Origin of the sequence: Sphingopyxis sp. (assembly GCF_965279725.1) — a bacterium.
In the GTDB taxonomy this organism is placed as follows: domain Bacteria; phylum Pseudomonadota; class Alphaproteobacteria; order Sphingomonadales; family Sphingomonadaceae; genus Sphingopyxis.
Window position 1 is genome coordinate 594055 of the sequence record NZ_CBDIIL010000003.1, and the last position, 21854, is coordinate 615908.

Consider the following 21854-nt stretch of genomic DNA (forward strand, 5'->3'; position numbering starts at 1 on the left):
GGTCATGGACCCCGGATCAAGTCCGGGGTGACGAAGACATGAGGGCAGTTTTCCAGCCCAAAGCGGACGTTCCAACCGCTTTTTGCAATTAAGTCAGCCCAACCCCGCGGCATCCACCACCGCCAATGCGCTTTGCAACCGCACATCGCCCTCGCCCTCGACCCAAGCCCATTTCAGCTTTCGCCGGTCGAGCTCGCCGAGCGCGACGTCCATGAATTGGCGGCGCGCGAGATCGCTGCCGAACAGGCGGGTGCCGTCCTCCTGCCACGGCAAGTCCATCGCAGGGACGAGATAGAGGTCGGCGACATCGTCCCATAGGTCGATTTCGGGCAGGCGGCGGCCGAGCAGCATGATCGCCCACGCCTGCGTCATCAACGGATCGGTGTCGGAGATCAGCCAGTCGGGGTGCTGGTCCAGCGCCAGCTTCGTCGCGGCGACATGGCCGTCGAAGATCGCGAGCAGGTCGACCTCGTCGAGATCGGTGCCGTTCGCCTCGGCATAAGTGCGGCCATATTCAGGAACGACCAGTGCCCCAAGCCGCAGCGCAAGCCGCGCCGCGAGGGTCGATTTGCCGGTGCTTTCGGCGCCGTGCAGGCAGATATGGCGTGTCATGCCGGGACCTTGCCCATCGCAGCGGCGCGGCGCCACTGGAGCAGCCCATCGATCGACAGGCCGAGCAGTACGACATAGACCGCGCTGGTCGCATAGAGGCCGCGCCACGCGAACAGCGGCACCGCAATCAGGTCGACGACGATCCACAGATACCAGCTTTCGACCCGCCGTCGCGCGAGTAGCCATTGCGCGGTGATGCTGAGCATCGCGATCGCGCCGTCGATCCATGGCGCCACCGCGTCGGTGTAGCGGTCCATCGCAAAGCTCCACGCGATCCACGCGACGATCGTCGCTGCGGCCCAGCCCTGACGCGCCGGCGCCGTCATCCAGCCAACCGGTATCCCGCTATCGTCCTTTGCGCGCATCCAGCTGGCCCAGCCATAAAGATTGAGCGCAAAGAAAAAGCCCTGCAGGACCATGTCGCTGTAAAGCCGCGCGTCGTAGAAAACGACGGCGTAGAGACTGACCGCGACGAGCGCGAAGGGATAGTTCCACACGCTGCGCAGCGCGACGAGCGCGACGTTGATGAGGACCAGCGCCGCGGCCAGCCACTCGATCTGGCTCATGGGGCGATGTCCAGCCGCGCCACATCCACGCGCGGGCGCGTCCACAGGCCGTCGCGGCTGATCCGGTGCTGCGGCGGGCGGCGCAGCACCGACCAGCCGGCGCGCGCGATCCAGCCGAGTTTGGCGAGCCGCGTCGTGCGGGCGCGGTGGTCCCAGGCGTGGTCACCGCGAGCGCGCACCTCGCGCGCGATGTCGCCATAGATGCCGGCGGCGGCGAGCACCGCCCAGCGGCTCCGTGGGCTCAGTTTGCGGGCACCCCAGCGCGCCGACGCTTCATATTCTGCCGCCATTTCGGCGAGCCATTTGGCCATCACGGTTAATCGCCCGCGAAAGGCGGGGTGCATGTGCTGGCCCGGCGGGATGTCGAGTTCGACCATCCACGCCATCGGCAGGTAACAGCGGTCGGCGGCGGCATCCTCCGCCACATCGCGCGCGATATTCGCGAGCTGGAACGCGATGCCGAGGTCGCAGGCGCGGTCGAGCGTCGCTTCATCGTCGGGGTCGACCCCCATCACTAGCGCCATCGCGACCCCGACCGCGCCGGCGACATGATAGCAATAGCGCAGCAGGTCGGCCTCGCTGCGCGGGCGCCAGTCGTCGGCGTCGAGCGCGAAGCCGGCGATAATGTCGTCGATGACGGCGCGCGGGATCGCGACGTCGGTGAGCAGATAACCGAGCGCATCGAACGCCATGTCGCCGGTCGGCTGCCGTGCAAAAGCGGCGTCGGTGAGCGTGCGGATGCGGGCGAGCGCGGCCTGCGCATCATGATCCTGCGACATCGCGCCGCCATGATCCTGACCGTCGGTCAGATCGTCGGCGGCGCGGCACCAGGCATAGAGCAGCCACACCCGCTCGCGCGTTTCACGATCGAACAGCTGGCTGGCGAGCGCGAAGCTTTTCGATCCGCGAGCGATGCTGTCGTGCGCGAAACCGTGGAGGGCGTTCGCATCATAGACCCCCGCCGCATTCATTAAAGATCGTCGGCCTTCATCGCGAAGATCGGGGCATGGGGTTCATAGGCCGCCATTTTGTCGAGCAACGGTTCGAGGCTGGCATCGACGACCATGATCCCGGCGTGCGCCGGACGGATGAAACCGACGTCGATCATGTGCGCGTTGAACGCGATCAGATCGTTATAGAAGCCCGCGGCGTTGAGCAGCCCGACCGGCTTGGCATGATAGCCAAGCTGCGCCCAGCTGATCGCTTCCCACAATTCGTCCATCGTGCCGACGCCGCCGGGGATGGTGAGGAAGCCGTCGGACAGGTCGGTGAACATCTTTTTGCGTTCGTGCATGCCCGCGACGACATGCAATTCGGTACAGCCCTGATGCGCGACCTCGCTACCGACCAGCGCGTCAGGGATGACCCCGATCACCTCGCCACCCGCAGCAAGCGCACTGTCGGCGACCGCGCCCATCAGGCCGAGGCGGCCACCGCCATAAACGACGCCGATGCCGCGCTGGGCGAGCGTGTGCCCAACGTGACGCGCGGTTTCGATATAGATCGGATCGGCGGGGGTCGCGGACCCGCAATAGACGGCAAGGCGTTTCATCATGCTTCCAACATCAGTTTCGCGGTCGCCTTCGCGCTGCCGACGACCCCCGGGATACCCGCGCCCGGATGCGTCCCGGCGCCGACGAAGTAAAGATTGGAAATCACATCGTCGCGGTTATGGGCGCGGAACCACGCCGATTGCCACAGCACGGGTTCCAGGCTGAACGCGCTGCCCAGATGCGCCGACAGGTCGCGGCCGAAATCGGCGGGGGTGTAATGGAAGCTGGTCGCAAGATTGGCTTTGAGCCCCGGCAGCACCCGCGCCTCGACCTCGTCCAGGATCGCGTCAGCGAATTGCTGACCGAACGCGCCGTCCCAATCGACCTTCGCCTTGCCCAAATGCGCGACCGGGGCGAGGACGTAGAAGGTCGAATAGCCATCTGGCGCCATCGCCTTATCGGTCGCGGTCGGGTGGTGGAGGTACAACGAGAAATCGTCAGGCACGACGCCATTCTTGTAGATGTCGTCGAGCAGCCCCTTGTAGCGCGGCCCAAACAAGATGCTGTGATGCGCGATGTCGGGATAGTCGCCCTTCACCCCGAAATGGACGACGAACAGCGACGGCGACCAGCGTTTACGCTTCAACGATTTCGCCGCCTTGCGACCGCGCGGATGATCGCTCAGCAGCGCGGCATAATTGTGCATCATGTCGCCGTTCGACGCGATCATGTCGGCGGCGCCGCGCCAGCCGCTTACGGTCTGCACCGCGGTCGCGCGGTCGCCCTGCGTCTCGATCTTCGTCACCGGATCAGCGAGGCGGATCGTCCCGCCCAGCCGTTCGAATAGCGCCACCATCCCCGCGACCAGCCGGTTGGTGCCGCCGCGCGCGAACCACACCCCGCCCTCTTTTTCGATCGTGTGGATCAACGCATAGATCGAACTGGTGTTCATCGGATTGCCGCCGACGAGCAGCGTGTGGAACGACAGCGCCTGCCGCAGCCGCTCGTCCTGCACATAGGAGGACACGATCGAATAGACGCTGCGCCACGCCTGATATTTCATCAGCGCCGGCGCCGCCTTGATCATCGAGGCGAAGTCGAGGAAGGCCGCCGAGCCAAGCTTGATATAGCCCTCCTCGTAAACCCCCTTCGAATAGGTCAGGAATTTCTCGTATCCCGCGACATCGGCGGGGTTGAGCTTGGCGATCTCGGCATTCAGCGCCGCTTCGTCGTTCGAATAATCGAAATTGGTGCCGTCGGGCCAGTTGAGCCGGTAAAAGGGCATCACCGGGTCGAGCGTCACGTCGGCGGCCATATCCTGCCCGCTGAGCGCCCATAATTCCTGAAGGCAAGGCGGATCGGTGATCACCGTCGGTCCGGCGTCGAAGGTGAACCCCTGCCGCTGCCAGTGATAGCCGCGCCCGCCCGCCTTGTCGCGCGCCTCGACAATCGTCGTCGCGACCCCCGCCGATTGCAGCCGGATGGCGAGCGCGAGGCCGCCGAAGCCGGCGCCGATAACGATAGCGGTACGGGTCATTTCCAGTCCAGTTTCGAAAGCGCCGCAATCGCGCGGCGTACAGATACGGGCGGTTTGCCCGACAGGATGCGCAGTTTGTCGGCGGTGTTCGACCGACCGGCATAGAAACGCGCGATCAGGCCGGACGGCAGGCCATAGAAACGCTGAAAGATACGATATCGTTCGCCCGGATCGGCGGCGCGGAACAGCATCGCGCCGAGCATGCGGTAGAAACGCTGGCGGCGCCACGACGCCGCGGCGCGCGCGCGCAGCCGCACGCCAAGCTCGCCGCGGTCGATCAGCGCAGGAAGCGCCGCCGCCGTCCGCACTGCGTCGGGCAGTGAATAGCCGGTCATGGCGTGAAACACCCCGGCGCGCACCCCGATCCGGGCCACCCGGTCGGCCGGCGGCCACAGACGGTCGAAATCGCCCGCGACAACGACCGGCAGCACGCCAGTTTCCTCGCGCGTCACTGCGGTGATGTTCCATTGGCGGCGCGCGGCAAAAGTGGCGATCCGGTCGCGCACCACCGCAACGTCGAGTTCGGCGCTGTCGCTGTAATAGGTGTCCTCCACAAAGACGGTCTGGGCATCGAGCGGCAGCAGATAGACAAAACGATAGCCGTCCAATTGCTCGACCGTCGCATCCATTACTACCGGCCGGTCGACCCCATGGCCGCCCTCAACGGTCAGCGCCTGGCCGACGAATTTCTGCCACCCGCAATCGAGCATCGTCAGCTTGCCGGCCCCGCGCGCGTCGATGACATGCTTCGCCGACAATCGCCCGCCACGGCCCAGCAGGACATGGTCGGGTGCGACATGTTTGGCCTTGTCGGCGATGATCCGTCCCGGCGGCAGCGCCGCGGCCACCGTTTCGGCGAGCGCCTCGCCGGTGATGCTTTTATACCCCATCCGCACCCGCCGTTCGCGCGCCGGGAAAGCGACGTCATAGCTGTCCCAATGGTGGCGAACGAGCGGCGCGACCAGCCAGCGGTCGCCGCGCGCGATGTCGCTGTCGAAAAAGGACCAGATATGATTGCCGCCGATCGCGTCGGGCTCAATCAGCCGCACATCGAGCGCGGGCCGCTTTGCCGCGAGCGCCAATACCGCGAGCCCGCCAGCCAGCCCGCCACCGACGATGGCGATGTCGCAAGTATCGGGTTCGGGCGCGGTCATGCGTCCGCCCTAGCCGCAGCGCGCGCGGGCGGCTAGGGCGGACGCATGACCGCGATCATTTTCTCTGCGCTGGCCATGACGCTGATCGTCGGGGTCCGTTACCTGATCAGCAGCGGCGGCTTTGCGCTGGCAACGCGGATCAAGCATCCCGGGCTCTATCGCGGGCTGGAGCCTCAAATGCGGCGCGAAATCGGCTGGAGCTTGGCGAGCGCCGCCATTTACGGGATTCCGGCGGGCGTGGTGGCGTGGGGATGGCAGGCCCATGGGTGGACGCGCATCTATACGGATCTCGACGCCTTGCCGCTGTGGTACCTGCCGATCAGCCTTTTCGTCTATCTGCTCGCCCACGACACATGGTTTTACTGGACCCACCGCTGGATGCACCGGCCGCGCCTGTTCCGCATCGCGCACGCGGTGCACCATGAAAGCCGACCGCCGACTGCTTGGGCGGCGATGAGTTTCCACCCCGTGGAGGCGATCACCGGCGCTATCGTCATCCCGGCGCTGGTGTTTCTGGTCCCGATTCATGTCGCGGTGTTGGGCCTGGTGCTGACGATCATGACGGTCATGGGGGTCGGCAATCACATGGGCTGGGAAATGTTCCCGCGCGCTCTTGTTCATGGACCAGTCGGGCGGTGGCTGATAACCGCGACGCATCACGAGCAGCATCACGCCGCGTATCGGGGGAATTATGGGCTTTATTTCCGTTTCTGGGACAAGGCATGCGGCACCGATCTGGGGCTTGGCAGCTTTGATACTGCTCACCGCCGCCGCCGCGAGCATACCACCGACGGTTGAGGTCAGCGTCACCGGGCTGCGCAATACAAAGGGGCAAATACTCGTCTGCCTGACCACCAATCCCAAGGCGTTTCCCGATTGCAGCAAGGACAAGGCGTCGGTGCGGATGGCGGTGAAGGCCGCGAACGCCAGCGCATTCACGATCGTTGCGCCCGCCAATGGCACCTATGCGATCGCAGTCGTCCACGACGAAAACAGCAACCACAAGATGGATATGGCGCTGTTCATGCCCAAAGAAGGCTTCGGCTTTTCGCGCAATCCGACGATCACCGTCGGCGCGCCGAGTTTCAAATCGGCGAGCTTTGCCGTTAGCGGCGACACGCGGCAGGCAATCAAGATGAAATATATGCTGTAAGGCGGCTCGCTGCCTTTCGGTCGGCGCCCTATTCGCCCGCCATAGTCACGCAGGCGGCAATCCGGGATTTCGCCACAGGTTCCGGCAGCGCATTGAATACCTCGGGGCGGAAACCATTAAAGGCCTCGCCGAGTTGGGCGTCGGCCGCAGCTCCGTTCTCATTTTCGGTCTTGAACCGTTGCTCAACCCGGGTCGCCATGGCCTCGAAATCCCCGCTGTCCGGCGCCGGCTTCAGCGTCGCGGTCGCCAGCTGGATCAGAATTGCATAGCATGTCCCCGCATCGGGCGGCGATATAGGGGCCAGCCCGGCAACCGTCCGCTCGCCGCTGGGGTCGATGCTGTCGTATAGCGGCTGGCATGCGGCGATCCCGTCGTCGAATGCGGCCTTCCATTCAGCATCGCTGCTGGACTGATGATCCCAGAGGAAGCCGTTGGAATCCGCCTGATAGACCGCGCTCACTTCGGCATTGGTATAGACGCGCTCGGCCATGATCGCCTGCGTCAGGCGGACGCCAAGCGTTTCGGCCTTTCGCGGGGTCAGGCCATAGGTTTCGCCGCCGGTGCCGTCGTCAGCCTGTTTCATCACCATGGCGGCAAGCGCGACGCAGCGTATTTCGCGTTGGCGCACCGCAGGCATGGCGCTGAGCCACGAGGGCGCCTGCATCGACAGGCTGTCGGCCCCTGCCTGCGCCGCGTCATAAGTTTCCATCTCGGGAGTTTGCGCGATCGCTGCGGACAAAAGCCCGAACGCCGCCCATAAGGTCCATCCCATGCCGATCCTCCCCGCGCTGTCGCCCGGCCGCGATGCTGGGCAATTGCCGGGCGCAAGGCAAGCGCCATTGTGGGCGCGCGAGCGCGGCGCTAAAGCAACGCGCGTGACCGCGCTATCCCCCCGCATCGCCGCTTTCGCCGACCGCTGGCCAAAGCTTGTCGCCCTGTTTCTGGGTGCCGTTTCGGCGACGGGCTTTGCGCCGCTGCATATCTGGCCGCTGACACTTCTTGCGCTCGCGGGATGGATGGCGCTCGTAGCGCGCAGTCCCAAAGGCTGGCGCGCGCTCGGGGTCGGCTGGGCGTTCGGGGTCGGGCATTTTGTCGTCGGGCTGAACTGGATTGCGACCGCCTTTACCTATCAGGCGGCGATGCCCGCGTGGCTGGGGTGGGTCGCGGTGCTGCTGCTGGCGCTGTATCTGTCGGTGTATCCAGCGTTGGCGGCTTGGGGGGCGTGGGCAATTGGCAAATTCGTCGTCCCCGCCAAAACATCCGTCGTCCCCGCGACGGCAGGGACCGCTGGCGGTTTACACAGCGACGACGGCGCCATTCCGACAACGGCCTCTGCCTTCGCAGGGGTGACGCTGTCCTTCATCCTCGCCTTTGCCGCGCTGTGGACGCTCACCGAATGGCTGCGCAGCTGGGTCTTCACCGGCTTTGCGTGGAATCCGCTGAGCGCCTTCCTTGTCCCGATACATCTGGCCGGTCCCACCGCGTTGATCGGCACCTACGGCGTTTCTGCGCTTGCCCTGTTGTGGATTGGCTGGGGATTGCTGCTCGTGCCGAAATGGGCCGCGATGTTCCGCGGCGGGGTTCGCGACGGCACGATCCTGTCCGCGATCATGCTGGGTCCGGTTTTGCTGTTCGGATTTCCCGTCCTGTTCATGAGCATGCAAAGCTGGGGCGAAGCCGATTATCTGGCGTCGAGAGACCCCGCCATTCCCATCACCGTCGTCCAGCCCAATGTCGGGCAGGCGGACAAATGGGTGGGCGCCAAGGCCGATGCGAATTTCGCCAAGCTCGCGCGGCTGACCGCGGCGAAGGACGATACCCCGCGCCTGATCCTGTGGCCCGAGGCAGCGGTCCCCGACTATCTCGAGGCCGGTTACCCCCCGCCCTACTATGACCGATCGCCCGCCGCGGCGCGCGCGCGGCTGATCGCTTTGATGAACCCCGACGATTTGATGTTGCTCGGCGCGTTGAAGCTGGAGCTCGACAAGACGGGCGAGGTCACTGGCGCGCGAAACGCGGTGATGACCATCCATGCCGACGGCACGCTGGGCCCACGTTACGACAAGGCGCATCTGGTCCCTTATGGCGAATATTTGCCACTGCGCCCCGTTCTGTCGGCGATCGGCCTGTCGCGGCTGGCGCCCGGCGACATCGATTTCTGGCCCGGTCCCGGACCGCATACGCTCGACCTCGGTGCGTTCGGCAAGGCAGGGCTGCAAATCTGTTACGAGGTTATCTTTTCAGGGCAGGTCGTCGACCGCGCCCACCGTCCCGATTTCATCTTCAACCCGTCGAACGACGCCTGGTTCGGCGGCTGGGGTCCGCCGCAGCATCTGGCGCAGGCGCGCCTGCGCGCGATCGAGGAGGGATTGCCGGTCGTGCGTGCAACCCCGACCGGGATCAGCGCGGTGATCGACGCCGACGGCCGGGTGCTCGAATCGTTGCCGATGCACGGCGCGGGGCGGATCGACACGGTCCTTCCCCCGGCGCATGCGCCGACGCTGTTCGCCCGCTATGGCAACATGCTGCCTGTCGGATTTGCGCTGCTGTTACTCGCGCTGGGCATTGCCTTTCGCCGCCGTGGCCGTTAACAGCGCGGTCACATAAAGCATTCTTTATATCCGATTCCCCTCTTAATTCGTTCCAAGAAGGTCTCCCATGCGCAACAGCTTCCTTTTCACTTCCGAAAGCGTGTCCGAAGGACATCCCGACAAGGTGGCCGACCAGATCAGCGATTCGATCGTCGATCTGTTCCTGTCGAAGGATCCCGAGGCGCGGGTCGCGTGCGAAACGCTGACCACGACGCAGCTGGTCGTGCTGGCCGGCGAAATCCGCGGGCTTGGCATCATGGACGAGAATGGCAATTGGGCGCCGGGCGTGCGCGAGGAAGTCGAAGCCGCGGTGCGCAACACCGTGCGCGAAATCGGCTATGAACAGACCGGTTTTCACTGGAAGACCTTCCGCTTTGAAAACAATTTGCATCCGCAGTCAGCGCACATCGCGCAGGGCGTCGATGCCGGCGAGAACAAGGACGAAGGTGCCGGCGACCAAGGGATCATGTTCGGTTACGCGTCCGACGAGACCCCCGATTTGATGCCCGCGACGCTCGATTACAGCCACAAGATTCTCGAGCGAATGGCCGCCGACCGCAAGGCCGGCACCGCGCCCTTCCTAGAGCCCGATGCCAAGAGCCAGGTTACCCTGCGTTATGCCAACGAACGCCCGGTCGAAGCAACCGCGATCGTCGTGTCGACCCAGCATGCGCCGGGCTATTTCTGGCATAATGGCGACGGCGACGAAGCGAAGTACCAGGAGCTGCGCAAATATGTGCTCGGCGTGATCGCCGACGTGCTGCCCGCCGAGCTGCTGACCGCCAACACCGTCTATCACATCAACCCGACCGGCTGTTTCGAGATCGGCGGCCCCGACGGCGACGCCGGGCTGACCGGACGCAAGATCATCGTTGACACCTATGGCGGCGCGGCGCCGCACGGCGGCGGCGCGTTCAGCGGCAAGGATCCGACCAAGGTCGACCGTTCGGCCGCCTATATCACCCGCTATCTGGCCAAGAATATCGTCGCATCGGGCCTCGCGCGCCGTTGCACAATCCAGCTCTCCTATGCGATCGGCGTGGCCGAGCCGCTGTCGATCTATGTCGACCTGCACGGCACCGGCGCCGAAGGCGTGAACGAAGCGGCGATCGAAGCCGCGATCCCGCAGCTAGTGCGCCTGACGCCAAAGGGTATTCGTACCCACCTCGGCCTCAACAAGCCGATCTATAAGCAGACCGCGGCCTATGGCCATTTCGGTCGCACGTCCGAGGGCGACAGCTTCCCGTGGGAACGCACCGACCTCTCCGACAAGCTGAAGGCGGCGCTCGCGGTCTGACGGACATCGCGGGCGCTTGCCGCCTCGGCCTGGCGTCGCTAGGGGCCGCGGCATGACTGCGAACAAACCCGGCGATCCGACGACGATCAACCGCCTCTATGGCCGTTCGAAGGGCAAGCCTCTGCGCGCGGGGCAGCAGGATTTGATCGATACATTATTGCCGCAGATTGCGGTGCCCGAAGTTGGCGAAGTTTCCGCGCAGCGTGTGTTCGGATCCGAATGTCCGTTGCATTTTGAAATCGGTTTTGGCGGTGGCGAGCATATGGCGGGGCGCGCCGACATGCTGCCCGACCATGGCTTCATCGGCGCCGAACCGTTTATCAATGGTGTCGCGCAGGCGCTGGTTCATGTCGCCGGCGATCACGGCACGCGCCTGCCGATTGGCAATGTCCGCATCCATCACGGCGACGCGCTGGAAGTGTTGCAGCGCATTCCCGACGGCGCACTGAGCTTTGCCTATCTGCTCCACCCCGATCCGTGGCCCAAGGCGCGCCATGCGAAGCGGCGGATGATGAACGATGGGCCGCTCGACCTGATCGCGGCGAAGCTGAAGCCCGGCGGCGAATTTCGTTTCGGCACCGACCACCCAATCTATCTGGCGCACGCGCTGATGGTGATGCGGCGCCACCGCCACCAGTTCGAATGGCTGGCGCAGGACGCGCAGGATTTCCAGGTCCGACCCGGCGGCTGGCCCGAAACGCGCTATGAAGCCAAGGCGCGCAGGCTGGGACATGAGGTCTGGTATTTCCGCTGGCGACGGACAAGCACAAAATGCGGCTGAGGCCTCAGGTTCCCCATAATATATTTAGATGCAAATTCAGAATTTTAAGGCTGAACGTGCATCTTTGTGATTACATGGTGATCACGAATTCTGGGCTCCGAGACATAAAACCATAAACCTCGTGCCTCACCAAAATGGAATATATGTGGGTGCGAAAAAGCACGATTTTACGCCGCTTTTTATCATCGACTGTTTTCGAATTCGCACTCGATTGTAGATTCGGTGCTTACCATCTGCAGCCACCCCTAACCATCTACTGCGACAATTTCCACGCCAAGACCACAGGCTGGCCAAAGCTCGTCAGGCGCTAGACGAACCACCACGCAGTGCATGACACACACAGGCCTTGCAGTTCCTTCGCAACAATCTTGACGGTAGCTTCCAACCCATTTTGGTCGCCTGATTACAATCAGGCGACCAAAATGGCTGAAAATGACCGGTCCGCTTTTGGAATGATTACGTTCGGAGCGGACGCGACGCGCCGCCAAGGCCAACATATTAAGATGCAGACATCCGACGCCATCATCAAACCGGATGCTGTGGTCTGTCAATTTTGCGAATAGCTCGGCTCCGACTCTTCGCCCTATGATGGGTTCTTCGCCTTGGGTCCAAAGCATTGGTAAGGCGATTGCAATGTCGAAGTATAGCGGGAGAAGATGGTGGCCAAATTATTCGAGCCGATCGCGATCGGCGGTTTGTCGCTGTCCAACCGCATCGTCATCGCGCCGATGTGCCAATATTCGGCCGAAGACGGGCAGATGACCGACTGGCACCTGATGCACCTCGGCCAGCTTGCAATCTCGGGTGCCGGTGTCCTGACAATCGAGGCAGCAGCGGTCTTGCCCGAGGGACGCATCACCTATGCCGACGTCGGACTTTACGACGATGCCACCGAGGCCGCGATCGCGCGCGTGCTTTCGGCGGTGCGGCAGTGGTCGGATATCCCAGTTGCGATCCAACTCGCCCACGCCGGACGCAAGGCGAGCACGACCCGGCCATGGGACGGCGGCGGACAAATCGCGGCGAACTCGCCCAATGGATGGCGGACGGTCGCTCCCTCCGCATTACCGTTTCTCGACGCCGACGAAGCGCCCGTAGCGCTGGACATTGACGGCTTGGACAGGATCCGCACGGCCTTCGCCGATGCCGCAGTTCGCGCCGCGCGGCTCGGGATCGATGCGGTCCAGCTGCACGCCGCGCATGGTTATCTGTTGCACCAGTTTCTGTCGCCGCTGTCGAACCGGCGCAACGACCAATATGGCGGCAGCCTCGAAAACCGGATGCGTTTTCCGCTCGAGGTTTTCGACATCGTGCAGGGTGCATTTGGCAAGCAAGGCCCGGTGACGGTGCGTGTGTCGGGTACCGACTGGGTCGATGGCGGGTGGTCGATCGAAGAGACCGCTATCTTTGCACAGGCCCTCGAAGCGCGCGGGTGCTCCGCAATCAACGTGTCGAGCGGCGGATTGCATCCGGCGCAGAAAATAGCGCTGGCACCGGGTTACCAGGTGCCCCTGTCGCGCCAGGTCAAAGATGCCGTCACCATCCCGGTGATTGCCGTCGGCCTGATTACCGAACCTGCGCAGGCCGAAGCAATTATCGCGGGCGGTGATGCCGATGCGGTCGCTATCGCGCGGGCGGTGCTCTATGATCCGCGCTGGCCCTGGCACGCTGCGGCGGCGCTTGGCGCGACCATCGCTGTCCCGCCGCAATATGAGCGCAGCGAGCCGCGCGAGCATCGCGGGCTTTACACCTTGCGGCCGGCTTAAGCGGGGTCAGACCCCCATCATTCCGGCGGTCGTCGCACCGTCGATCACATAGTCGCTGCCTGAGATAAAGCCGGCCTCGTCGGACGCGAGAAAGGCAACCAGCGCGGCCACCTCGTCCAGCTGGGCCATCCTTTTCATCGGCGCCATACCCTCGAATGCGGCGCGCGCGGCGACCGGGTCTGGCGCACGATCGATCACGCCGCGGATCATATCGGTTTCGACGACGCCCGGCAGGATCGCATTGACGCGGATCGCGTAACCTTTGCCTGCGCAGTGGATCGCTGCCGATTTGACGAGCGCCACAACCGCCGCCTTGGTCACCGAATAGGCGGCATAATTGCCCATCGCGCGATGGGCGTTCATCGACGAATTGACGATGATCGAGCCTTTCGGTCCTTGCGGATTCTTCGCCATCGCGCGGATCGCATGCTGCACGGTCAGCATAACGCCGGTCTGGTTCACACCGACGATATGATTCCAGGCGTCGATATCGATATCCTCGACACTCGCGTCGCCCGCCTCGGTTCCGGCATTGGCGAACACGATGTCGAGTCGGCCATATTCGGCCTCGATCTCAGCCATCAGCGCATCCCACGCCGACGTCTCCTCGACGCGATGGGCGCGAAAAATCGCGCCGGTTTCTCCTTCGACCGTCGCCGCCGCATCGGCGTTGGAGCCGGTGAAAACGACCTTTGCGCCTTCGCGCACCAGCCGGCCGGTCGTGGCAGCGCCAATCCCGCTCGTCCCGCCGGTCACCAAAGCGACCTTGCCGTTCAGCCTTCGCTGCATCGCGCCTCTCCTCTCTCCGTCTTCTTGCCAGTTTCGCACGCGACAGGAACCTATCAATACAGCAAGGTGACGGGCAGCCGCGAAGCCAGCAGGATACGAACATAAACAGGAGAGGACCGGCGATGAGCGAGAGCGAACACCCACCCCGCATCGATTGCGTGCTGATCTGTGGCGGTGTCTGGCACGATATGGATTTCGCGCGGCTCGAATTATTGAAGCTGCTCGCCGACGATCAACGCGTGCGCACGCGGGTGTTCGAGAATTATGACAATATCGAAGCGATCGAGGCCGCCGATATCCTCATCACCTATACGTGCGACGTGACGCCGTCGCTGCCTGCTCAGGAGGCGCTGAAACGCTGGCTGACAAAGGGCGGGCGCTGGTATGCGCTCCACGGCACCAATTCGATCCTGCGTTTGCTCGATACCGGGGTATGGGACGCACCGCGCTGGGCGCCGTTGATGGCGGACCTGCTCGGATCGCAGTTCATCAGTCATCCCGCGATCGAACCCTATACCGTTCGCGTCGTCGACCGCGACCATCCGCTGACCCACGGTGTTGCGCCGTTCGAGACGACCGACGAGCTTTATCACCTCGAAACGCATGGCCCCCTGCACGTCCTGCTCGACACCGAATGTACCGGCCCCGGAACAGGCTTCGTCGAGGCCGATGATGCGCCCGGCACCTATCCCGTCTTCTACATCAAACAGCACGGCGCCGGCGCGGTGCTCTACCTGACGCTCGGTCATTGCCGGGGGCATTACGACCTGCAGCCGATGATGGACTGGTGGCCGACGGTCGACCGTTGCGCATGGGATCTGCCGGTCTTTTACGACCTGCTGCGTCGCGGGATCGGCTGGCTCAAGGAGCGCGAAAGCGCCTAGGCAACAGCGCGCAGCTTTCGCCGGTCTTCGCGGATCAAACCGGCTGCTCGCAGTGCCAGCGCCATCGCCGGGGCATTGGTATTCCCCGTCACCGGCGACGGCATCACCGAACAATCAACGACACGCAAGCCATCGACACCATTGACCCGCAGCCGCGCATCGGTGACTGCACGATTGTCGCTGCCCATCCGGCAGGTGCCGACGCCGTGGAGGCCGCAGGTTGCGAGGCGGCGAAACGCCGCGAGGATTTCGGCGTCGCTCTGCACCGCCGCACCGGGAAGCAGTTCACGCTCGACAAGCCCGACAAGCGCCGGCTGCGCCATGTACCGGCGCATCGCGTGCACCGCGGCAATCGCCGTGCGCTCATCCTCGAGGGTTGATAGCCAATTGGGCTTGATCGTCGGCGGCGCCTCGCTGCCGCGGCCCGATATCAGGATACTCCCTTCGCTCGTCAGGCGGAGAAGCTGGCCATAGATCGTCATTCCCGGTTTGCGGTCGATGCTGTTCAGCGGCACCGGATGCTTATCGTCGCCTAGCGCGAAGGTGTAGCCGCCGAGATAGAGTTGCAGGTCGGGCCGCGCATCGCGGCTCGTCAGGTTGAGGAAAGCGCCGACCTCGAACGGTCCGGTTGCCATGACGCCCCCGCGCGTCAGCAGATATTGCGCCATCGCGCGCGCCAGCCCGAGACCATACAAGCTGCGGTTGCTGCCGATATCGCGCGACAGGCGGTGCGGCATCGAAAAGCCCAAATGCTCGCGCATTCGGCCACCGACGTCGGGAGCATCCATGAGCAGCTCGACCCCGGCGGTGCGGAGAACGTCGGCGGCGCCAATCCCCGAACGCTGAAGTAGCAAAGGGCTTTCCAGCGTGCCGCCCGAGACGACCACTTCGCCGACGCAATCGAAGCGCCTGAACCGCCCCGCAACCTTCGCTTCGACGCCGACAACGCGGCCGCCTTCGAACACGAGCCGCTCGGCCATGGCATTGGTTACGATATGCAGGTTCGGCCGTTTCTTCGCCCGCGCGAGAAAAGTCGTCGCGGCGCTCTCGCGCCGGCCGCGGCGGACATTGTGCGAGTAGAAGCCGACGCGATCCGATGTCGCGGCATTGAGGTCGTCGACGGGCCGAAGCCCCATCTCGACCCCCGCCTGCACCATCGTTTCGGCAAGCGGATAGCTGTGGATTTTCGGCGCGATGCCAACCGGCCCGCCCGCGCCGCGCATCGCACTCGCCCCCAGCTCATGATCTTCGATACTGCGGAACGCCTCGGTCATCGTTTCGCCGTTCCAGCCGGTGCAGCCAAGCTTTTCCCATTCGTCATAGTCGGCGGGTTCGCCGCGGCTCCAGATCATGCCGTTCACCGCTGACGATCCGCCGAGCCCCTTGCCGCGGATCCACACCTCACCCGGCGCGCCGCCGTCGCCGCGCGGCTGCGACACGCCATAAGCCCAGATATGGTCTGGATTGGTGACAAGTTTTGCGACCCCCTTAGGAATCGCGACCCAGCGACTGTCGTTGCTGCCTCCCGCCTCCAGCAGTAGCACCCGGATATCGGCATCGGCGCTGAGTTGTTCTGCAACCACGCAGCCCGCAGACCCCGCGCCAATGACGATATAATCCCAGCTGTCGGTCATGCCGCTTCTCCTGCCTCGGCGCGGCTACGCTTTCGTAGCCCAACCAAGCCATGACCTTGGAACCGGCGGCGCGATCCCCGCACCTAGCGCAATAAATAGTCCCCTCGGTTCCCGCCCGGCGTGATAGTGCGGCCAGAAAACAGGGAGGATGCGATGGCAAAGGTTCGCGGGCGAATTGCCGGCAAGACAGCATTTGTCACCGGCGGCGCGTCGGGGCTGGGCCTCGATATCGTCCGCCGCTTTGTGGCCGAGGGCGCCAGCGTTGTGATCGCCGATGTCGACGTCGCCGCCGGGGAAGCCCTCGCCGCCGAACTCGGCCAGCGTTTCGTCCAGCTCGACGTATCGAAAGAAGCGGAGTGGCTCACTGCGCTTGGCACTTGCGAGCGTATCAACATCCTCGTCAACAATGCCGGCATCACCACCCACGGATCGATCGAGGATTTGACGCTGGAAGCCTTCCGTCACGAATTCTCGGTTGACGTCGACGGCGTCTTTCTTGGCTGCAAACATGTCATCCCGAAGATGAAGGATCATGGCGGGTCGGTGATCAACATGTCGTCGATGTGCGGCGTGCGCGCGCAGGGCGACCTTGCCGCCTATAACGCCGCAAAGGCCGCGGTGACGCACCTCACTAAATCGGTCGCGCTCCACTATGCGCGCAAGGGTTATGGCATCCGTTGCAATTCCGTGCATCCGGGCGCAATCCATACCCCGATTTTAGAAAAGGTGATGGCGCAGGTTGAGGACGGTCAGGCCCTCTATGACAGCTGGGTCGCGACGCACCCCGTTGGCCGCCTGGGCAAGCCCGAGGAAATCTCGGCAATCGTCCTCTATCTTGCTTCGGATGAATCAGCCTTCGCGACCGGCGCCGAATTTCGCGTCGACGGCGGCAGTTCGCTGTGACAACCGCCCGCCTTCACGGTCGCACTGCGCTCGTCACCGGCGCCGGGTCGGGGATCGGGCTCGCCACCGCGCAGCGCTTGGCTGCCGATGGTGCGCGCGTGCTGACCATCGACCGCGCGGGTGAAGTCGACGTGATCGCGGACGTTACCGAGCCGGGCATCAATGCACGCTTGGCCGCGCAAGCCGAAACGCGCTTCGGCGGGCTCGACATTGTCGTGGCGTGCGCGGGTATCACCGGGATGCAGCCGCTCGACGGGCATAGCGACGAATTTTTCGATACAATGATGGCGGTGAATGTCACGGCGGTCTTCCGCCTGATGCGCGACGCGCTCCCCCTCCTCGAACGCTCGCCGCACGGCCGGATCATCCTGATCGGGTCGGTGATGTCGAGCTTCGGCGAAGCGGGAATGGCCGCTTACAGCGCCTCGAAACATGCCGTGCTCGGCATGGCCAAATCGGTCGCGGCGGAGGTTGGGGCATTCGGGATCACCGTCAACTGCATCCAGCCCGGCGCAATCAACACGCCAATGACCGCGCCCGCCTTCACCGCAATGCCCGAGTTCAGGCAACGCTGGATCGACAAGGCCGCGCTCGGCCGCCTCGGCCAGCCCGAAGACATCGCCGATGTCGCCGCGTTTCTGGCGTCCGACGACGCCCGATTCATGTCGGGTCACGGCCTTTTCGTCGATGGCGGAGCGACACAACGCCAGTAGATTCAAGCGCCTGGCGACCGTTACGGCATGCCTGATATTTTTGATGATTGTTCATTCGGGGCATTAAGCGGACTTAACCATCCAACGTGACTGGCGAACCTATGCGCCGGCGCGAGAGGGAGGAAATCCAATGTCCACGCACGCCCGAATGCTGCCCGCCGCCTATGTCACGGTATCGCTTGTCGCGCTGGCCATCGCCACGCCTGCGCTGGCGCAAGAGGCGCCCGCCGACGACGGTCAAGGCGCCCTTCGCGAAATCGTCGTCACCGCGCAAAAGCGCGAAGAAAGCGCCCAGTCGGTGCCGGTGGCGATTACCGCGTTGGATGCCAAGGCTTTGGACACCGGCATGGTGCAGGACATTCGCGATGTCGCAGGACGTGTTCCCAGCCTGGTGATCGACAGTGTGTCGGCCGGCCCGAGCGCGGCAGCGATTTCCATTCGCGGCATTTCGTTCGAGGACATCGAAAAAAGCTTTGATCCGACCGTCGGCGTCGTCGTCGATGGCGTATTCATCGGCACCAATACCGGCCAGTTGCTCGACAGCTTTGACCTGCAAAGCCTGCAGGTGCTGCGCGGACCGCAAGGGACATTGTTCGGCCGCAACACGATCGGCGGGGTGATCGAAGTGAAGCGCAGCACCCCGACCGACGAATTTGGCGCGAAAGGCCGGTTTTCCTACGCGCGGTTCGATACCAAAAGCGCGCGTCTGGTTGTGAACAGCGGCAAGCTGGGTGATTTCATCGCGCTCAAGGCGTTCGGCTATTATGACAAGACCGATGGGTTTGTCCGCAACATCAGCACCGGCGGCCGCGACGGGAAATATGAAACGCTGACCGGGGGCATCACTGCGCTGATCGAGCCCAGCGACGCTTTTTCGCTTGAACTAACCTATGAACACAGCCGCGAGCGCGGCGAGACGGTATCGATCCCAACCTCGTCGAGCCTCGACCTGATCTGCCTGGCCGCGGGCGTGCCCGGATTTTCGCCCGTCGCCGAGTGCAACCGGTTCTCGCTTCCCGATCGCGGCATGAACGCGACATATCAATTGGCACCGCACGATGTCAGCAACGACACCGATGCGCTGACCGGCAACATCACCTGGTCGCTGGGTGATAATCTGACGCTCTATTCGGTCACCGGCTATCGCACCAATGACGAAAATGTGGCGCAGGATTTCGACGGCAGCTCGGCTGACTTCTTTGCCACCCGGCGTCTCCAGAAATTCGAACAATTCAGCCAGGAACTGCGTGCCGTTGCGGAAATCAGCGATGCGGTCAATCTGCTGGTTGGCGGATATTATTACACCAGCAATTACCAGCTCGACCAATTTACCCGGCTGGGTCCCGTGCCCTCGCAATCGGCTACGGGCGCAACGCTGCGCGCCTATACCGATAACAAGGCGACCTCCTATGCCGGGTTTGCCGATGCCCAATTCACGTTGAGCGACAAATTCAAACTGTCGGTCGGCGGCCGTTACACGCGCGACAAAAAGGAAGCCTTCAACAATTATGGTCAGGTCGTCGGGCTCGTCGAACTGAGCCTGCCGACGTTCGACGGGAAGTCATGCGTTGCCGCGACGGGAGTGTTCGGACCCGGACCACTGGCCGGACTACCTATATTCGGTGCGGCGAATAATTGTTCGGGTGAGAAGTCGTTCGGAAAATTCACCTGGCGCGCCAACGCCACCTATGAAATTGGCGACAACAAGATCGTTTACGGGTCCTATTCGACCGGTTTCCGGTCGGGCGGTTTCAACGGACGCGCGGCATCGCCGACGTCGCTTGGCCCCTATTTTCCGGAAACCGTCGATGCGTTCGAGGTCGGCTTGAAGGCCGACTGGCTCGATCGCTCGTTGCGCACCAACATTGCGCTGTTCCACACAAAATATGACAACAAGCAGGAAGAGGTCGTCCAGCCATCGCCCCCGGGATCGGCCCAGCCACAGGAAACGGTCGTCGGCAACGCCGCCTCGGCGACGATCACCGGCGCCGAACTGGAACTGATTATCCAGCCTACCGACGCGCTGAACTTCACGGCATCGGCAAGCTATCTTGACGCCAAATATGGCACGTTCCTGAAAGATTTGAACGGCGACAACATCGGCGACGACGTGTCGACGCTAACCTTGCGCCGCGCGCCGAAGTTCCAGATTTCGACGGGGGTCAATTATTCGAAGGAGATCGGTTCGGGGCGTTTCGATGCGAACCTGCTGCTTCGTTTCCAAAGCAAGACCGCCACCTGCATCACCGCCAACCGGCCGATTGTGCTGGGTGCCGTCACCAATGATATCCGCTGCATCACCAAGGACCGTGAAAATCTGTCGGGACAGATTTCCTATACCTTCTTGACGGGCAGCGGCGAGGTCAGCCTCGCCCTCTTCGGCCGCAATTTGACCAATGTGCGCGACATTGGCAGCACCTTGCCGGTGGCTGGCCTGTTCACCTTCTCCGGCGCAATCGAGCCCCGCACCTATGGTGTGGAACTCGGCTTCAAATTCTAGAATTCTGGGGTGATCGTTCGATGGCTCAAGCGTTTTTCGATCACCCCTATTTGTCGGGGCATCATCAGCCGGTGCGGTTCGAGGCGACCGCGCCCGACCTGATCGTCGAGGGTGAAATTCCCGATGATCTGGTCGGGGTTTTCTATCGCAACGGTCCCGAGCCGCTCTATCCGACGCGCGAGGGCGAATATCACTGGTTCGACGGCGACGGCATGGTCTATGCCTTTCATATCGAGGGCGGCCGCGCCTCGATGATCAACCGCTGGGTGCGGACCGAGAAGTTCGAGCTGGAGAAGGCCGCCGGCCATCGCCTGTTCGGCATGTTCGGCAACCCGATGACCGCCGACCCGTCGGTGGCGGGCAAGCGCTACAACACCGCCAACACCAACATCATCGTCCATGGCGGCAAATTGCTCGCGCTGATGGAGGGTGCGCCCGCGGTCGAACTCGACCCGCATACCCTCGAAACGCTGGGCGAGGAACATTATGGCGGGATCATCACGACGACCTTTTCGGCGCACCCAAAAGTCGATCATAAGACCGGCGAACTGATCAATCTGGGCGCCGGGATCAACGGCCCGATGGGGGCGCCGCAGATCCGCTACGATGTCATCGATGCCGCGGGCAAGGTGCGCAAGACCGAGCTGATCGACATGCCGCACAACGCGCTGATGCACACCTTCTTCCTGACCGAAAACTGGGTGGTGTTTCCGGTCATCCCGATCGATGCCGACCTGGGCCGATTCATGAAGGGCGGGCCGATGACCGCTTGGGTCAACAAGCGCCCGACCAAATTCGCGGTCATGCCGCGCGAGGGATTGGCGAGCGACGTGCGCTGGTTCGACTATGAACCCCGCCACATGTTTCATGAATTGAACGTATGGGAACAGGACGGCAAGATCATCGCCGACGTCGCTGCGGCGAACGGCACCGCCTTGTTTCCCGACGAAACCGGGGTCAAGCAGACCCATGGCGACACACAGCAGAGCCTGCGCCGCTGGACGATCGACCCGTCGGGCGAAGGCACATGGTTCAAGGAAGAGACGCTCAACGACCGCGACATCCAGTTTCCGCGCCCCGACGACCGCTTCGTCACCCGCGCCTCGCGCCACAGCTTTGCCAACATCAATTTGAACAGCCGCGACGGCCGCGCCGAGGGAATGGACGCGGTGCTGCGTTTCGACACGGTGAGCGGCAAGGAAGACTATTATCATTTCGGCAAGGGTACGTCGTGCGGCGAGCTGATCTTCGCCCCCCGCATCGGGGCAACGGACGAAGGCGATGGGTACGCCATGACGCTGGTCCACCGCGCCGGCGCGGCGACAAGCGAGCTCGCGATCTTTGCCGCGCTAGACATCGCCGCGGGGCCGCTCGCCACCATCCATGTCCCGTTCCGCGTGCCGTCGGGGTTCCATTGCAATTTCTACGCCGCTGACTCCATGCTTTACCGTCAAGCGCTCGGTGAAGGGCGCGCATAGGGA

General features: G+C 63.5%; 20 protein-coding genes. 11 read left to right on the forward strand and 9 right to left on the reverse strand.

The window, feature by feature from the left end; genetic code table 11:
• Window positions 1-93 precede the first annotated feature (93 nt).
• The 6 genes from ACQY6T_RS11760 to crtY are packed head-to-tail and all read right to left on the reverse strand — an operon-like array spanning window position 94 to window position 5362.
• Window positions 94-612: an AAA family ATPase gene (locus ACQY6T_RS11760; RefSeq protein ID WP_428630973.1), complete on the reverse strand. Its 519-nt coding sequence runs from the start codon at window positions 610-612 to the stop codon at window positions 94-96.
• Window positions 609-1178 (reverse strand): nicotinamide riboside transporter PnuC, encoded by a 570-nt coding sequence (gene pnuC / locus ACQY6T_RS11765; RefSeq protein WP_428630974.1) that lies wholly within the window; start codon window positions 1176-1178, stop codon window positions 609-611. The genes ACQY6T_RS11760 and pnuC overlap by 4 nt, the downstream gene beginning before the upstream one ends.
• Window positions 1175-2149 (reverse strand): phytoene/squalene synthase family protein, encoded by a 975-nt coding sequence (locus ACQY6T_RS11770; protein ID WP_428630975.1) that lies wholly within the window; start codon window positions 2147-2149, stop codon window positions 1175-1177. Before ACQY6T_RS11770 ends, pnuC begins: the two co-directional genes overlap by 4 nt.
• Window positions 2149-2730 (reverse strand): TIGR00730 family Rossman fold protein, encoded by a 582-nt coding sequence (locus ACQY6T_RS11775; protein WP_428630976.1) that lies wholly within the window; start codon window positions 2728-2730, stop codon window positions 2149-2151. The genes ACQY6T_RS11770 and ACQY6T_RS11775 overlap by 1 nt, the downstream gene beginning before the upstream one ends.
• Window positions 2730-4208: a phytoene desaturase gene (locus ACQY6T_RS11780; RefSeq protein ID WP_428630977.1), complete on the reverse strand. Its 1479-nt coding sequence runs from the start codon at window positions 4206-4208 to the stop codon at window positions 2730-2732. Before ACQY6T_RS11780 ends, ACQY6T_RS11775 begins: the two co-directional genes overlap by 1 nt.
• Entirely contained in the window at window positions 4205-5362 is a 1158-nt protein-coding gene (gene crtY / locus ACQY6T_RS11785) for a lycopene beta-cyclase CrtY (RefSeq protein ID WP_428630978.1), read from the reverse strand. Before crtY ends, ACQY6T_RS11780 begins: the two co-directional genes overlap by 4 nt.
• Before the next feature lie 45 nt (window positions 5363-5407).
• Here crtY and ACQY6T_RS11790 point away from each other — a divergent pair, with 45 nt between their 5' ends.
• The gene (locus ACQY6T_RS11790) at window positions 5408-6160 is read left to right on the forward strand and encodes a sterol desaturase family protein (protein ID WP_428630979.1); all 753 of its coding nucleotides are present in this window, start codon (window positions 5408-5410) and stop codon (window positions 6158-6160) included.
• Window positions 6105-6515 (forward strand): DUF2141 domain-containing protein, encoded by a 411-nt coding sequence (locus tag ACQY6T_RS11795; protein ID WP_428630980.1) that lies wholly within the window; start codon window positions 6105-6107, stop codon window positions 6513-6515. Before ACQY6T_RS11790 ends, ACQY6T_RS11795 begins: the two co-directional genes overlap by 56 nt.
• A 28-nt stretch (window positions 6516-6543) precedes the next feature.
• Here the strand turns inward: ACQY6T_RS11795 and ACQY6T_RS11800 are convergent, their stop codons facing one another.
• On the reverse strand, window positions 6544-7287 hold the full coding sequence (locus tag ACQY6T_RS11800; protein WP_428630981.1) for a hypothetical protein: 744 nt from the start codon (window positions 7285-7287) through the stop codon (window positions 6544-6546).
• On the opposite strand from ACQY6T_RS11800, the gene lnt reads away from it, so the two are divergent.
• From lnt to ACQY6T_RS11820, 4 genes are all read left to right on the forward strand, one after another.
• A complete protein-coding gene (lnt, locus tag ACQY6T_RS11805; RefSeq protein WP_428630982.1) occupies window positions 7286-9106 on the forward strand; it encodes an apolipoprotein N-acyltransferase in 1821 nt (606 codons plus the stop codon). The genes ACQY6T_RS11800 and lnt overlap by 2 nt on opposite strands.
• A gap of 67 nt (window positions 9107-9173) precedes the next feature.
• Complete coding sequence (gene metK, locus ACQY6T_RS11810) at window positions 9174-10403, forward strand: methionine adenosyltransferase (RefSeq protein ID WP_428630983.1); 1230 nt, start codon at window positions 9174-9176, stop codon at window positions 10401-10403.
• Window positions 10404-10455: 52 nt separating this feature from the next.
• The gene (trmB, locus tag ACQY6T_RS11815; protein ID WP_428630984.1) at window positions 10456-11184 is read left to right on the forward strand and encodes a tRNA (guanine(46)-N(7))-methyltransferase TrmB; all 729 of its coding nucleotides are present in this window, start codon (window positions 10456-10458) and stop codon (window positions 11182-11184) included.
• A 656-nt stretch (window positions 11185-11840) separates the two neighbouring features.
• Window positions 11841-12950 carry an NADH:flavin oxidoreductase/NADH oxidase gene (locus ACQY6T_RS11820; protein ID WP_428630985.1) on the forward strand — a complete coding sequence of 370 codons (1110 nt, stop codon included), beginning with the start codon at window positions 11841-11843 and terminating at the stop codon, window positions 12948-12950.
• Between the two features lie 6 nt (window positions 12951-12956).
• Here ACQY6T_RS11820 and ACQY6T_RS11825 read toward each other — a convergent pair whose 3' ends face one another.
• Window positions 12957-13739, reverse strand: a complete 783-nt coding sequence (locus tag ACQY6T_RS11825) for an SDR family NAD(P)-dependent oxidoreductase (RefSeq protein WP_428630986.1) — start codon at window positions 13737-13739, stop codon at window positions 12957-12959.
• Between the two features lie 122 nt (window positions 13740-13861).
• On the opposite strand from ACQY6T_RS11825, the gene ACQY6T_RS11830 reads away from it, so the two are divergent.
• Complete coding sequence (locus ACQY6T_RS11830; protein WP_428630987.1) at window positions 13862-14623, forward strand: ThuA domain-containing protein; 762 nt, start codon at window positions 13862-13864, stop codon at window positions 14621-14623.
• Here ACQY6T_RS11830 and ACQY6T_RS11835 read toward each other — a convergent pair.
• Window positions 14620-16257 (reverse strand): GMC family oxidoreductase, encoded by a 1638-nt coding sequence (locus ACQY6T_RS11835; protein ID WP_428630988.1) that lies wholly within the window; start codon window positions 16255-16257, stop codon window positions 14620-14622. The two genes, ACQY6T_RS11830 and ACQY6T_RS11835, sit on opposite strands and share 4 nt — an antisense overlap.
• 153 nt (window positions 16258-16410) lie before the next feature.
• Here ACQY6T_RS11835 and ACQY6T_RS11840 point away from each other — a divergent pair, with 153 nt between their 5' ends.
• From ACQY6T_RS11840 to ACQY6T_RS11855, 4 genes are all read left to right on the forward strand, one after another.
• The gene (locus ACQY6T_RS11840; RefSeq protein ID WP_428630989.1) at window positions 16411-17160 is read left to right on the forward strand and encodes a glucose 1-dehydrogenase; all 750 of its coding nucleotides are present in this window, start codon (window positions 16411-16413) and stop codon (window positions 17158-17160) included.
• Window positions 17157-17873, forward strand: a complete 717-nt coding sequence (locus ACQY6T_RS11845) for an SDR family NAD(P)-dependent oxidoreductase (RefSeq protein ID WP_428630990.1) — start codon at window positions 17157-17159, stop codon at window positions 17871-17873. Before ACQY6T_RS11840 ends, ACQY6T_RS11845 begins: the two co-directional genes overlap by 4 nt.
• A 130-nt stretch (window positions 17874-18003) precedes the next feature.
• Window positions 18004-20373 (forward strand): TonB-dependent receptor, encoded by a 2370-nt coding sequence (locus tag ACQY6T_RS11850; RefSeq protein WP_428630991.1) that lies wholly within the window; start codon window positions 18004-18006, stop codon window positions 20371-20373.
• Between the two features lie 20 nt (window positions 20374-20393).
• Complete coding sequence (locus ACQY6T_RS11855) at window positions 20394-21851, forward strand: carotenoid oxygenase family protein (RefSeq protein ID WP_428630993.1); 1458 nt, start codon at window positions 20394-20396, stop codon at window positions 21849-21851.
• Window positions 21852-21854: the final 3 nt, after the last annotated feature.